Genomic DNA, 14,417 nt, shown 5'->3' with positions numbered 1-14,417 from the left:
TTGTGGTAAAACAAAAATAATCAACTTTTTTATCTTTCCCCTTCGGGGTTTTCTTTTACGGCTACGCCTCCAAAGAAAACCCCGAAGGGGAGGAAATGCCATCAACAATGTTGTGAAACTTTACAGGAAGCAATCCAAAAAGCCAAAGAAAACAATATTTTATGATTTAAACGGTTGTTTTATTGCAAAAAAAAACCAAAGCCTACAGTCTCTAACTGTACTCTTTGGATTCGTATTTTATGAAATGGAACTTCGAATGCTTACTGGTTATTGATTTCTAGTCAAATAAAGAACATTAGTTTCAGTTCCTTCTGGCGTGTTCTCTGTTATTTTTATACGAAGTTCATTCGATGTAAGTTGCTCCAACGTGTAATCATAAGAATAAGTTATGGGATCCATATTTAGATTTGAAATCGTTAAGATATTCCCTTTCAATTCCCAATTGGACGAATCCGTATCATTCACTTCGCAATTACTTCCGTAACCCACAAAGTCTAAAATACCATTCGCTAAAAATTCCTGATAGTCTTTCGAGGTCGTACATTCGTGATTATAGTTTTCATAAGCACCTTCATTGGTCGTTCCTCCTTTCAAGTACCATTTACCAATAATATTATTTCGATTGAAGGCTTGTGAACCATTATCATCCGAATTACAAGCGCCTAAAATCAGTACCGCTACTATGCCTAAAAAACATCTTTTCATAATTTGCTCATTATTTTATAAAATCAATTGCTTTTGCCAACGCTTCCTTCATTCCAGCTGCATTTTTTCCGCCAGCTGTTGCAAAAAAAGCTTGACCGCCACCTCCACCTTGAATGTACTTGCCCAGTTCTCGAACCACTTGTCCCGCATTCAGGTTTCTATCTGAAACTAATTCCTTTGAAATAGAGCAAGTCAACATTGGTTTATCCTCTGAAATGGTTCCAAAAACCAGAAACAAATTGGTTTGATTTTGACCCAATTCGTAAGCCAAATCTTTTGCTCCATTAGCGTCTAAATCCACTTCGGTTGAAAGAAATTTTACGCCATTGACTTCTATAATTTGAGCAGCCAATTCGGTTTTCAAACCTCTTGCTTTGTCTTTCAATAGTTGCTCAACTTGTTTTTTAAGTTTGGTGTTTTCGTCTTGTAATGAGAGTACAGCTTTGATTGTGTCTTGCGGATTTTTCAAGGCTTCTTTGATTTCCGACAAAGTATTTTCTTGTTTGGCAAAATGACTTTTCACAGCATCTCCTGTAATGGCTTCAATTCGTCTGATTCCACCAGCAACGGCACCTTCAGATATAATTTTGAATTGCCAAATGTTTGCGGTATTTTCTACGTGAATTCCACCGCAAAGTTCCATGCTTTCGCCAAATTTTATCGCACGAACATTATCCCCATATTTTTCACCAAACAAAGCCATCGCTCCTTCCTCCAACGCTTGCTGAATAGGAATATTTCTGCGTTCGATTAATGGCAACTGTTCCTGAATTCTTTGATTCACAAAATCTTCAACTCGTTTAATTTCTTCGTCCGTGACTTTTGAAAAATGCGAAAAGTCGAAACGCAAATAATTCGGATTTACCAACGAACCTTTTTGTTCCACATGCGTTCCTAAAATAGTTCGCAACGCCAAATGCATCAAGTGTGTCGCCGAATGATTTTTAGCCGAAGACGTTCGTAAATCAGTGTTTACCTTTGCAATAAACGAAGCGTTTAAATCAGTCGGCAACTTTTTAGCAAAATGAATAATTAAATTATTCTCTTTTTTAGTGTCGATAATATCAATCGTTTCATTTGCAGAAAAAAGTATTCCTTTATCGCCTACCTGACCGCCACCTTCGGGATAAAAAGGCGTGTGATCTAAAACTATTTGGTATAAAACGCCGTCTTTTTTAGAGTCAATTTTGCGAATGCGTGTAATTTTTACTTCATTTTCGGTTTGGTCATACCCCACAAAAGTTTCGGTATTTCCATCGACTAAAATGTTCCAATCGTCGGTGGAAACTTCTGAAGCGGCACGAGATCTTGATTTTTGCTCTTGTAATAATTCTTCGAATCGATTAATATCCACCGACCACCCGTGTTCTTTAGCTATTAATTGTGTCAAATCTAACGGAAAACCGTACGTGTCATATAATTCAAAAGCCATTCCCCCCGAAACAATTCTCCCGGGTTCAGTTAATAAATCTGCGTTATTAAATAATAATTCCGAAGATTTAATCTGTCCTTCCAATTTGTAAATTCCCCTGTCTAGAGTTCTTAAAAAGGAAGCTTCTTCTTCACGAATTACGTTGGTAACTAAATTTTGCTGGGATTTTATTTCTGGGAAAAAAGCACCCATTTGATCGGCCAGAACTTCCACCAATTTGTAGATAAATGGCTCTTTGGTATCCAAAAAAGTAAATCCGTAACGAATTGCACGACGTAAAATACGACGAATCACGTAACCCGCACCTGTATTGGATGGCAACTGTCCATCGGCAATGGCAAAAGCTACGGCACGAATGTGATCAACAATAACGCGAATGGCAATGTTGGTTTTTTCTTGGGTGTTGGGTGTTGGGTGTTGGGTGTTGGATGCGTATTTATATCCCGTAATTTCCTCTACTTTTTCAATTAAAGGCGTGAAAACATCGGTATCATAATTGGACGTTTTGCCTTGTAAGGCCATGCATAAACGCTCAAATCCCATTCCGGTATCAACGTGTTTGGCAGGTAATTTTTCGAGTGAACCATCGGCTTTACGGTTGAATTCCATAAATACATTGTTCCAAATTTCTACCACTTGAGGGTGATCGTTATTGACAAGCGACTTTCCAGAAACGAGTGCTTTTTCGTCCTCCGTTCTTAAATCTACGTGAATTTCTGAACAAGGCCCACATGGTCCTTGGTCGCCCATTTCCCAAAAATTGTCTTTTTTATTACCTAAAATAATACGATTTTCATCAATCAAACCTTTCCAAATATCCCAAGCTTCTTGGTCAAAAGGCACATTCTCGGCTTCGTTTCCTTCAAAAACAGAAACGTATAAATTTTCTTTGGGGATTTTATAGACTTCCGTCAATAATTCCCAAGCCCAGTGAATGGCTTCTTTTTTGAAATAATCGCCAAAAGACCAATTGCCAAGCATTTCAAACATCGTGTGGTGGTAGGTGTCAAAACCCACATCTTCCAAATCGTTGTGTTTTCCTGAAACACGAAGACATTTTTGCGTATCGGCAATTCGTGGACTTTTTGGCGTGGCATTTCCTAAGAAATATTCTTTAAACTGAGCCATTCCTGAGTTATTGAACATCAAAGTAGGATCGTCTTTTAAAACAATTGGAGCTGATGGAACAATTAGATGGCCTTTACTTTGAAAAAAATCCAAAAACTGTTTTCTAATATCTTGTGATTTCATTTTTAAAATTTGATAATGTGATAATTTGGCAATTAGACTTTTTTGATTTCTTAGAACATTTGAACTAACTTCAAATTATCTAAATTTTCAAATTATCTAATTAAAATCTCCCGAACCAGTGAAACATTTATTAAATTTGTTCGACAAACCTTTATTTAAGGTGCAAAAATAGCATTTTTTAAAACATGAAGAAGGTAAAATATTATTTCGATTCTGAAAATTTGGCTTACCGAAAAATTGAGACTAAAAAGCGTAAACGTTTTGGCTACATCGCTTTGTTCTTGCTTTCGTCGGCGGTTTTTGGGATTTTGAGTTTTATTGTTTTGCTAAACACACCTTTTTTTGAAACGCCAAAGGACCGATTGCAAACTCGGGAAATTGAAAATTTAAAACTGAGGTATGCGATTTTGAATACCAAAATGAACGAAGTAGATGACGTTTTGGAACAAATTCAGGAACGGGATAATAATTTATACCGCACGTATTTCAATACATCGATAATTCCTGAAGAACAACGTAAAGCGGGTTTTGGAGGTATCAATCGGTACAAGGAGTTGGAGGGATATAACAATTCGGAGTTGGTAATCAATACCTCGAAGCGTGTAGACGTTTTATCAAAACAAGCAGCGATTCAGTCGCGATCCTTGGATGAAATTGTTAAACTGGCAAAGGAGAAAGAGAAATTATTGGCCGCGATTCCTGCCATTCAGCCGGTGAAAAACGAAAATTTAAAACAGATGGCCTCGGGTTTTGGGTATAGAAGTGATCCCTTTACGAAAGTGAGAAAGTTTCATGCAGGAATGGATTTTACTGCAAAAAGTGGTACTCCCATTTATGCTACAGGCGACGGAGTCGTTGAAAAGGCTGACAATACAGCTTCAGGATATGGAAATCACATTGTAATTAGGCATGGTTTTGGATACGAAACGTTGTATGCTCATTTGAGTAAATACAAGGTCAGAAGAGGTCAAAAAGTGCAACGCGGTGACGTAATTGGTTTTGTAGGAAGCACGGGCAGAAGTGAGGCGCCGCATTTGCATTATGAAGTACATAAAAATGGCGAAGTGGTCAACCCGTTGAATTATTATTATGGCAATATTTCCGCTGCAGAATATGCGATAATCTCGAAATTAGCGAGTCAAGAGAACCAGTCGTTAGACTAAGTCGCAGTAAACAGTTGAAAACCTGAAATTGAAGTTTTACTTGTCATTGAAATTGCCATTAAAATTGAAATTGTCATTGAAATTGAAATAAGTATGCATATAGAATTACAGCCCGATAAAAGGTATTATAGTATGGGTGAATTGGCCAAAGCATTTGGTGTCAATGCCTCATTGATTCGTTTTTGGGATAAGGAGTTTGACATTCTGAAACCCAAGAAAAATGCCAAAGGCAATCGGATGTTTACACCCGAAGATGTAACCAATTTAAAACTGATTTATCATCTGGTCAAAGAACGGGGTTTTACACTTGAAGGTGCGAAAACGCATTTGAAAGCTGGACAAAAGAAAACCTTAGACAATTTTGAAATTATAAGTAAACTAGAAGGAATAAAAGCACAATTAACACAAATAAAAAACGAACTTTAAACACACTTTAAACTTAAAACTAAAAAAAATGAGAAAATTTTTGCCTTGGATTATTGTAGCAGTCGTAGTATTTTTTATCTACTTATGGGTTAAAGGAATCAACAACACTGCGGTTTCTTTAAATGAGAATATTAGAGAATCATGGGGAAATGTGGAAACGGCCTATCAACGAAGAAATGACTTGATCGGAAATTTAGTAAATACGGTTAAAGGTGCTGCTGAATTTGAAAAAGGGACACTAACTGCTGTAATTGAAGCACGTTCAAAAGCAACTTCTACAACAATCGACCCAACCAACATTACTCCAGAACAATTGGCTGAATTTAGTAAAGCCCAAAGTGGCGTTTCATCTGCATTGTCACGTTTATTGGTTACTGTGGAAGCTTATCCTGATTTAAAAGCAAACGCTAATTTCTTGAAACTTCAAGATGAGTTAGCAAGTACTGAAAATCAAATTCTAACTTCCCGAACGCGTTTTAATGAGGCGGTGAAACCGTACAACAATCACGTTTTGACGTTTCCAAATTCGCTGTTTGCAGGAATGTTTGGATTTAAAGAAAAAGCGTATTTCGAAGCTACTGAAGGTGCAGAAAAACCTGTGGAAGTAAAATTCTAAAGTCCTTAAATCTAAAGGGAGAATTTAAAAACAAAAAATTAGTATGTCAAAAGTTGAAGATTTCTTAACCAAAGAAGAAGAGCAAGAAATTGTTCAGGCGATTAGTGCGTCCGAAAAAAATACTTCTGGTGAAATAAGAGTCCACATTGAAAATCATACCGAAAAACCTCCGCTCGAAAGAGCCCAGGAGGTTTTTCATTTATTGGGTATGGATGCCACGGAGTTGAGAAATGGTGTTTTATTTTATGTGGGCGTTGCCGATCATACGTTTGCAATCATCGGCGATGAAGGAATTGACAAAGTGGTTGAGAATGATTTTTGGGATTGTACGAGGGATATTGTCATATCCAATTTCAAAGAAAAAAAATTCAAAGACGGTTTGGTTGCTGGGATTTTAAGAGCTGGCGAGCGTCTGGAACACTATTTCCCTTTTAGCGCTGGTGACAAAAATGAATTATCAAATGAAATATCTAAAGGGTAAAGAATGAAATTCCAAAAAACACAAAACACAAATTCCAATTGGAATATCACTTCATTCTTGATACTTTTCTTGCTTCAAGTGAGTATTGGCTTCGCACAATTTACCATTCCACCCGTTCCAAAATTTCAAACGAGTGTGTACGATTATGCTAACGTGCTCAACGCTCAAGAAAAAACTGCTTTGGAACAAAAGTTAATTAATTATTCCGACAGCACTTCGACCCAAATTGTAGTCATTTCCATTGAAAGTCTACAGGGAGAAGATATCGGTATTTTAACCCCAAAATGGGGACAAACTTGGGGTATTGGCGGAAGCGAAAAAAACGACAACGGCATCATTATTCTTCTTGCGAAAAAAGAACGCAAGATTTGGATTTCAGCTGGATACGGTGTCGAAGATCGATTAACTGCTGGAATTGGAGGAGAAATAACCCGGAACTATATTTTACCGGAATTTAAAGCGGGAAGTTATTACAATGGTTTAGACAAAGGAACCGACGCCATTTTTGATGTTTTAAAAGGCAAATACAAAGGCGAGCGGAAGAAAAATAAAAGTGACGGGAGTCCGTTTCCTTTTATCCTCATTGTAATTTTCATCATCCTCATTTTTGTTATTGCCAAAAATAAAGGTGGTGGAAATTCCGGAAATAAGGGCGGGGGCGATGGTTTTGGCTTAGCCGAAATGATTATTTTGAGCAGTTTAGGTCGTGGCGGCGGATTCGGTGGTGGCTCAGGCGGCGGCGGATTTTCTGGCGGCGGCGGAGGTTTCGGTGGAGGTTTTGGCGGTGGAGGTTTCTCTGGAGGCGGTTCGGGAGGCTCTTGGTAAGGACAAGTCACGACCTGTACGTAGAGTAAAAAATTATTTCAGCGCGATTTGTCCGTACAAATAATCATAAAATTTACAATTAAATTTACACATAAAAAAAGGAGCTTCATCGCTCCTTTTTTACTTTTTTAAACATTATCAATCTTCCCACTGACTCTTTTTCTTCCCTCCAAATTTCTCAATTTTATAGGTCAACGAAAACATGGCGTACCGCTGTAAAACCGTGTTTTCGACATCTTGAATTGCGGTTGGGGTTATGGTTCTCGTTGCATTGACATTCTGGTCCAATAAATCGTAAACTTTCACTTTAGCCAATAATTTATCGCTAAAGAAGTTGTAGCCCAAACTCATGTTCCACAAGTAAAAATCTTTCTGGAAACCATCAGCAATATTGGAATTGTAGGTGTAACCAAAATCATTTCCAAAAACAAAATGTTTGGGCCAATAGGAAGTAGTTTCTATTTTGAAGTTATGTACAAAGTTGGACAATTGGTCAATCGAATAATTCTTAAATTTAGTATCGTTTAAGTTGTAAGTGTAACTTGGCGTAATCGTCAAAATTTCGCCGTACTCCCAAGAAAGTTCGATATTTGGACTCACCGAAAGCTCCTCGGCTTCAAAAGCTTGGTTGTTGGTCAATCCTTTTGAAAGCCCATAATTAAAGTTCATACCCAAACTGTATTTAAACGTATGTGCGTCTTTTTTAAACGATTTATCCCAGGAAAAACCCAAGTAACTGTCGTAAGTTGTACCTGTATTTTCAAAAGTTGTAGTTCTCTTGGCACTATCGTCAAAAACGGTGGAAGAAACAATTTGATTGTTAAAAATCGATCCGCCCGAGTACAGGTAAAATCCAGAGCGAGATGCATAATCGTAGTTGTTGAGTCCGAGATAAAAACCGTGTCTTTTAGTAGGATTAAGATCTGGATTTCCGGTAATGGTATTCAACGGATTCGAAATATTAATCACTGGTAAAATCTGATTTGCAGTCGGAACACTTACGGAATAACGGTAATTCATATATACCGATTTTGACTTCGTAAATCGGTAATTTAGATACCCGTTGATATTTGGAAAAATGTAATCTTTATTTAAAACAGTATCCTCATTTAAGTAATTCGAAAAGTTTTCAAATCGGGTAATTTCAGTTCCTAAACTAATTCGTCCGCTGTAATTTTTTTTACGAATACTCAAATTGATAAATGGATTAACCACTTTCATGCCTGAGGTAATGTAATTGGAAAGCGAATCGTTTTTAATGGTATAATCGTTACTATTTCCATCAAAATTAAAAGTGGCCTGTTCGTCCACCGATTTCTTCCATGAATAACGACCACCCACCGAAAAAGAAAGTGAATCGGTAATGGGTTCTGTATACGTCAACGAAGTTGAATAATCATTGGAACTATCGTTATTGTTTTCGATCAAATTACGACCAATGGTTTGATTTCCTGTCGCTTTATACAAAATAGTCGATGAAATATCTTGATTATCAGATTCATCTACGGTGTTGCTATTATTGAAATTCAACGAAATACTTCTGCCCTTTTTCTTCAATTTTCTAAAAAAATAAAGATCATTTTCAAAAGCCAATCGGTTGCTACTGTTATTACTGAAACTGTTGCTTTCGTTTAAAGCTCCACCAAATTCATCCACCGAATTCTGGGCCCTGTTGGCCGTAAATCGCGAGTTGTTTTTCTTTAAGTTAGGACGGATATTTAACGTCGTTAAGGAATCTATTTTGTACTCGAATTCCACATTCAAATTGTGTCCGTTATTGACATTTCGGGTTTTCCCGACGGATTCTGTTATAAATTTATTTTCTGGCAACAAATTTTCAACTTTACTTCTTGTATCGTTTTCATTTTCGGCAGAATTGTAAAAGTAACTCGCGCTTGGATCTATTTTTTTTCCGATTTTATCCGAATAATTCAAACCAATCATATTGGATTGCGTGATTCCACTTCCACCACCAAACTGTTGACCATCGATGTTGAAACTGCCGTCGCTACTGGAATATATGTTTCTGCCGCCTCCCATCGAATCGAAAATTTCATCCATCGAAAATCCCACCGAATTGATGTTATTGGAAGAGCCAAGAAAACTAAACTTTTGATCGTCTTTGAAATAATTAATTAAACCACTGGATTCATAGCGATTGTCGGATCCTAATCCACCACTAAACTTCCCAAATAAACCTTTGTTTTTGTCCTCCTGAATCGTCAAATTGATCGTCTTTTCTTCGGCACTTGCAGCTTGACCCGACAATTCCTCTTCTTTGGTTTTCGTATCGGAGACTTGTACTTTTTCGATAATATCGGCTGGTAAATTTTGCGTAGCTACTTTGCCGTCTTTTCCAAAAAAGGGTTTTCCGTTTACCAAAATATTGTTGACTTCCTTGCCATTCACTGTGATTTTTCCGTCCGAAGAAACTTCCACACCAGGCAACTGTTTCAGTAAAGCTTCGACGTTGCTATCAGGCCGAACTTTAAAAGACGAGGCATTAAATTCCAGCGTGTCTTGCTTAATTCGCACGGGAGGTGCCTGACCTTTAACCACAACTTCATTCAAATCATTTGCCGTATCAAGCACATTGATTACGCCAAAATCTTTAGAAACAGTCAGAGATTCCAATTTTTGTACGTATTCTTGAAAGCCTACGAACGAAACTTTGAAATATACGGGTTGTGTAATTTTGCGAGTAGACAACGAAAAATTTCCGTTTTTATCCGCAATAGTATAATCAACAATGGTGGAATCTTTAACCGAAGTAATATAAATAGTTGCTGATTCTAAGGGTAGTTTAGTAGCGTCTTCTATAATTTTCCCTTTTAAAGTAATTGTGTTTTGGGCAACTAATGAAGAAGTTAACAATAGAAAAAAGAGCCAAATTGGATAAATTTTTGACATAAATTGTTTTTTGTTTGGTTTTGTTTTTGGTTATTCTTATAAACAGCGAATAACGTTATTTAGTATCTAAAGAAATAATTTCTTACAAAATTTTTAACAAAACCAACTGATCATGTCTTTTTAAGTACTTTCGTATAAAACACAAAACAAAAAAACCGCATAATTATAAAATTTAATTATGCGGTTTAAACAACTAAAAACAAAATCTACTTACCTTCTCCAGAGACTAAAAACGGAGTTTTACCATCTGTAATGATCACTTTACTATTTGGAGATTTCGAGAGCTCCATAAAAGCTTCAATGCTTCTTAATTTAATGATTTGTTCTGTCAACCCTTGCGAAAGAATTTTTTGAGCGTCTCGCGTCCCTTCAGCCTCAATTATAATTCGTTCTGCTTCTAGTTTTTGTTGTTGTAAAACAAATTCCATTCGCATTGCTTCTTGTTCCGCTTGTAATTTTCGTTCAATCGACTTAGACAAACCTTCTGGAAGTTGAATACTTTTTAACAACACGGATTCAATGACAATTCCTTGACTGTCGAGAATAGTTCCCATCTGTGTTCTAATATCTGCTTCAATAGTAGCTCTCATGCCAGAGTGCATGTCTTTGGCAAAAAATCGGGAACATACATCTGCTGATGCCGACCTAAATACATTCGAGATAATACCCTCATAGCCCAAACCATAATTTTTGATAATACCCGGTACCTTATTCGTTTCTAACCGATACAAAATCGAAATTTGTGAGTTGACACTTAATCCTTCTTTGCTTGGCAAACTGAGCAAAAGTTCTAAATCGTTTGTTTGTATGGACGTTTTTACCACTTTACTTGTAAGAGGATTATAAAAAACAGCTCCTTCGGTATGGATTTTATCAGATAAATTACCCAAATTTTGCTTGATTCCCACTTCACCTGGTCGTACAACGGCACAACTTGCCATTAAACCGCAAATTCCTGCAATGATTAAAAAATTTTTCATGTTTAAATGTTTTTTAGTTCTTACAAAAATAATCTGCAAAAATTATTTTTTATATTAACAAAATACTATTAAAATCATAAATATAACTTATTATTATCAAAAAATTTTTGGTTTTGTTTGAGTTTCGAAATGTATAATCACAAAAAATGCCCTAAAACGTTTTAACATTTAAGGGCATTTTACTTTTTTAAACCTGGATGCTTTTTATTTTTCTCTAATGTAAATATCAATTGGAACACCAGAAAAATCCCATTTTTCACGGATTTTATTTTCTAAAAATCGTTTGTAAGGTTCTTTTACATACTGAGGCAAATTGGCAAAAAACACAAACTGAGGCGTTGGCGTAGGCAGTTGCATACAATATTTAATTTTTACATATTTTCCTTTCAAAGCCGGTGGCGGATATCCTTCGATCACTTTCAACATATAGTCGTTGAATTTTGAAGTTGGAATTCGTTGCTTTTTATTTTCATAAACCTGCACCGTAGTTTCAAGGGCTTTCAATAAACGCTGCTTGGTTAAAGCAGAAACAAACAAGATCGGCACATCCGTAAACGGCATTAATTCTTTTCTAATTTGCTCTTCATAATCGCGGGTTGACATCGTGTCTTTTTCGACTAAATCCCATTTGTTTACTAAAATCACAACACCTTTGCGGTTTTTTTCGGCCAACCAGAAAATCGATTGATCTTGCCCCTCAAAACCTCGAGTCGCGTCGATAATCAGGATACAAACGTCGGCATATTCAATGGCGCGAACAGATCGCATTACGGAATAAAATTCTAAATCTTCTTTCACTTTGGCTTTTCGCCGAATTCCTGCTGTATCAACCAAATTGAATTCAAAACCAAAACGGTCAAATTTTGTATCAATCGAGTCTCGAGTTGTTCCCGCAATATCGGTAACCATAAATCGCTCTTGACCAATCAATGCATTGATAAAACTTGATTTTCCAGCGTTAGGTCTTCCTACAACGGCAAATCGCGGCAATACAACTTCTTCAACTGGTTCTTGACGTTCCGGAAATGCTTCAACCAAAGCATCCATCAAATCACCCGTTCCACTTCCAGAAATACTAGCAAACGTATAGTAATCGCCTAAACCCAGGTTATAAAACTCGATAGCGTCTTTTTCACGCATTGCATTGTCAACTTTATTAACCGCAAGCAAAACTGGTTTTTTAACTTTTCGCAACAACTTTGCTACGGTATCGTCCATTGGTGTAATGCCTTCTTCAACATCTACCACAAAAATAATTACATCCGCTTCGTCAATCGCTAATTCGACTTGCTTGCGAATCTCACTTTCAAAAACATCATCCGAACCTTTAATATAGCCACCGGTATCAATCACCGAAAATTCTTGTCCATTCCATTCACTTTTACCGTAATTTCGATCACGAGTTACCCCAGAAACCGAATCTACAATCGCTTCTCTTCTCTTAATCAACCGATTAAAAAGGGTCGATTTTCCTACATTTGGCCGTCCAACTATGGCTACAATATTATTCATAAACTAATTTTCAATTTGCAAAAATACACTTTTTTAACGCTTTAACGTATTAGAAAGGCTAACTATTTTCTGATTACCACAGTTTATTCCCTCTATAATAACAATTGAAAAGGCGATTTGAATAGCACTATTAAAAACGTATATCAATAATTTTTTATAAAATAGTTAGAATTTGATAATTTTTAGATATTTTCGTTGCCAACTTCTAGCAAAAACATTTCAATGGAAACAGATAATTCAATTGCGTTACGTCCTACTTTTAGTGAAGATGTACCACAGTCAATGCAACAAATTTTAGAGAAAGCAGCAACTATAAAACAAGAAGTAAAAGACGATTTTATTATAAAAATCTCTGACCACCACCTTTTCATTTTCATCACACATGCCCACCGAAAATATTATTCGCCACATTTGCATGTAGAATTAACCGAAAATGACGATAAAACCACCAACGTTAGGGGCTTATACGGCCCGGATCAAACCGTATGGACATTTTTTATGTTTTTGCATTTTATCATCGCCGGCGTATTTTTGGTTTTTGCAATGATGGCTTATTCGCATTATACTTTGAAACAATCCACAACATTCGATTTTGCCATCATGACAATTATGGTAGTTTGTTGGTTTGCACTCTACGTTCAAGCCCGAATCAATCGAACCAAATGCCAACCTCAAATGAGAAAATTAGATGCGTTAATTGAAAAAATAATTGCCGTTTAATTCTGATATTTTTTTTCAGGAGCTTGATCCTGCTGTACGCTGTATCTTTTCTCCCGAAAAAAATCGGGAGAAAAGGATGCCGCTTCCATCAGGGCTAGAAGTTGTGAGTTGTACCTACTGATTATAGCCACACTAAACCCAATTAAATGCTTTTACAAATAAAAAATATGGAAAAATATGGAATCTGATTCCATATTTTGCCATATTTTTGTACAATGATACAAAGAGAAGCGAAAATAAAACTAGAGCAATTAGCAAAAACTTTTAAAGCCATAGCGGTTATTGGTCCGCGACAATCTGGAAAGACGACATTGGTTAAAAGCACATTTCCAGATAAACCTTATATTTCTCTGGAAAATCCTGACACACGCCAATATGCATTAGAAGACCCAAGAGGTTTTTTAGAAAACATCTCGAATGGTGCTATTTTAGACGAGGTGCGACGAACGCCTGAATTATTTTCTTATTTGCAAGAATTGCTAGATAATAGTACCGAAAAGGGCTTATTTATTCTGACAGGTTCTAATAATTTCCTTTTGCAAGAAAATATTTCACAATCTTTAGCGGGAAGAGTTGCGTACTTGAACTTACTGCCTTTTTCTGTAAGTGAGTTGAAAGCTGCAAATTTAGTGCCCGAAAAAGATGAAGAACTTTTATTCAACGGTTTTTACCCTCCTATTTACGACCAAAAAATCAGCCCTATGGATTGGATTCCTAATTATATAAAAACGTATATCGAACGGGATGTCAGACAAATTAAAAACGTAACCGACTTATTAATTTTTGAAAAATTTATGCGTGTTCTTGCAGGTAGAACAGGCCAAGAATTGAATTTTAGTGCCATAAGTAATGAAGTTGGAATCGATTTAAAAACGATACAATCGTGGATCGGAATTTTAGAAAGTAGTTTTATTATTTACTTGCTGAAACCACATTTTCAAAATTTTAATAAAACAATCGTCAAAAGACCTAAAATTTACTTTTACGACACGGGATTGGTTTGTTCTTTTTTGAGAATTTCAAACCCTATACAATTAGAGAGTCATCCATTAAAAGGATCGATTTTTGAAACAATGGTGGTGGTTGAAATGGTCAAAAAGTTTGCAAACAAAGGACTGCCCATAAATATTTATTTTTGGCGAGACAAAACAGGTCACGAAGTAGATGTTATTATTGATAATGCTGGAAAACTAATTCCTATAGAAATTAAATCCTCCAAAACAATCAGTACTGACTTTTTTAAAAACCTAAAATATTGGAATAAACTAAGTAGTCACTCCTTAAAAACTCACTTTTTGAGTTTTTAAATTTATTTTGAAAAATACATTTGTAAAAATAAACATTAAAAATTCTAGCCAGATCACGAGCTGTACTTTGATTTGGTTAAACCTTACTT

At 36.1% G+C, this 14,417-nt stretch carries 12 protein-coding genes; 7 read left to right on the top strand and 5 right to left on the bottom strand.

Annotated features, from left to right (window positions below):
• Positions 1-267: 267 nt before the first annotated feature.
• On the bottom strand, positions 268-705 hold the full coding sequence (locus ACIQ2X_RS07100; protein ID WP_396178233.1) for a lipocalin family protein: 438 nt from the start codon (positions 703-705) through the stop codon (positions 268-270).
• A 10-nt stretch (positions 706-715) separates the two neighbouring features.
• Complete coding sequence (gene alaS, locus ACIQ2X_RS07095) at positions 716-3,388, bottom strand: alanine--tRNA ligase (RefSeq protein ID WP_396178232.1); 2,673 nt, start codon at positions 3,386-3,388, stop codon at positions 716-718.
• 185 nt (positions 3,389-3,573) lie between these two features.
• Here alaS and ACIQ2X_RS07090 point away from each other — a divergent pair, with 185 nt between their 5' ends.
• The 5 genes from ACIQ2X_RS07090 (at position 3,574) to ACIQ2X_RS07070 (ending at position 6,899) form a co-directional block, all read left to right on the top strand.
• Entirely contained in the window at positions 3,574-4,551 is a 978-nt protein-coding gene (locus ACIQ2X_RS07090; RefSeq protein WP_396178231.1) for a M23 family metallopeptidase, read from the top strand.
• A gap of 93 nt (positions 4,552-4,644) precedes the next feature.
• The gene (locus tag ACIQ2X_RS07085) at positions 4,645-4,977 is read left to right on the top strand and encodes a MerR family transcriptional regulator (protein WP_396178230.1); all 333 of its coding nucleotides are present in this window, start codon (positions 4,645-4,647) and stop codon (positions 4,975-4,977) included.
• A 28-nt stretch (positions 4,978-5,005) separates the two neighbouring features.
• Positions 5,006-5,593, top strand: coding sequence for a LemA family protein (locus tag ACIQ2X_RS07080; RefSeq protein ID WP_396178229.1), 588 nt, complete (start codon positions 5,006-5,008; stop codon positions 5,591-5,593).
• A 43-nt stretch (positions 5,594-5,636) separates the two neighbouring features.
• Positions 5,637-6,074, top strand: coding sequence for a TPM domain-containing protein (locus tag ACIQ2X_RS07075; protein WP_396178228.1), 438 nt, complete (start codon positions 5,637-5,639; stop codon positions 6,072-6,074).
• A 3-nt stretch (positions 6,075-6,077) separates the two neighbouring features.
• Positions 6,078-6,899: a TPM domain-containing protein gene (locus ACIQ2X_RS07070; RefSeq protein WP_396178227.1), complete on the top strand. Its 822-nt coding sequence runs from the start codon at positions 6,078-6,080 to the stop codon at positions 6,897-6,899.
• 138 nt (positions 6,900-7,037) lie between these two features.
• On the opposite strand, the gene ACIQ2X_RS07065 is transcribed toward ACIQ2X_RS07070, so the two are convergent.
• From ACIQ2X_RS07065 to der, 3 genes are all read right to left on the bottom strand, one after another.
• Positions 7,038-9,809: an outer membrane beta-barrel protein gene (locus ACIQ2X_RS07065; RefSeq protein ID WP_396178226.1), complete on the bottom strand. Its 2,772-nt coding sequence runs from the start codon at positions 9,807-9,809 to the stop codon at positions 7,038-7,040.
• Between the two features lie 206 nt (positions 9,810-10,015).
• A complete protein-coding gene (locus ACIQ2X_RS07060; RefSeq protein ID WP_396178225.1) occupies positions 10,016-10,789 on the bottom strand; it encodes a prohibitin family protein in 774 nt (257 codons plus the stop codon).
• A 204-nt stretch (positions 10,790-10,993) separates the two neighbouring features.
• Positions 10,994-12,301 carry a ribosome biogenesis GTPase Der gene (gene der, locus ACIQ2X_RS07055; protein WP_396178224.1) on the bottom strand — a complete coding sequence of 436 codons (1,308 nt, stop codon included), beginning with the start codon at positions 12,299-12,301 and terminating at the stop codon, positions 10,994-10,996.
• 222 nt (positions 12,302-12,523) lie between these two features.
• On the opposite strand from der, the gene ACIQ2X_RS07050 reads away from it, so the two are divergent.
• Together ACIQ2X_RS07050 and ACIQ2X_RS07045 are read left to right on the top strand one after the other, a co-directional pair.
• A complete protein-coding gene (locus tag ACIQ2X_RS07050) occupies positions 12,524-13,021 on the top strand; it encodes a hypothetical protein (protein ID WP_396178223.1) in 498 nt (165 codons plus the stop codon).
• 215 nt (positions 13,022-13,236) lie between these two features.
• Positions 13,237-14,328 carry an ATP-binding protein gene (locus ACIQ2X_RS07045; protein WP_396178222.1) on the top strand — a complete coding sequence of 364 codons (1,092 nt, stop codon included), beginning with the start codon at positions 13,237-13,239 and terminating at the stop codon, positions 14,326-14,328.
• Positions 14,329-14,417: the final 89 nt, after the last annotated feature.

Source organism: Flavobacterium sp. (assembly GCF_044368625.1).
In the GTDB taxonomy this organism is placed as follows: domain Bacteria; phylum Bacteroidota; class Bacteroidia; order Flavobacteriales; family Flavobacteriaceae; genus Flavobacterium.
This window is presented reverse-complemented; position numbering and strand designations above follow the sequence as displayed.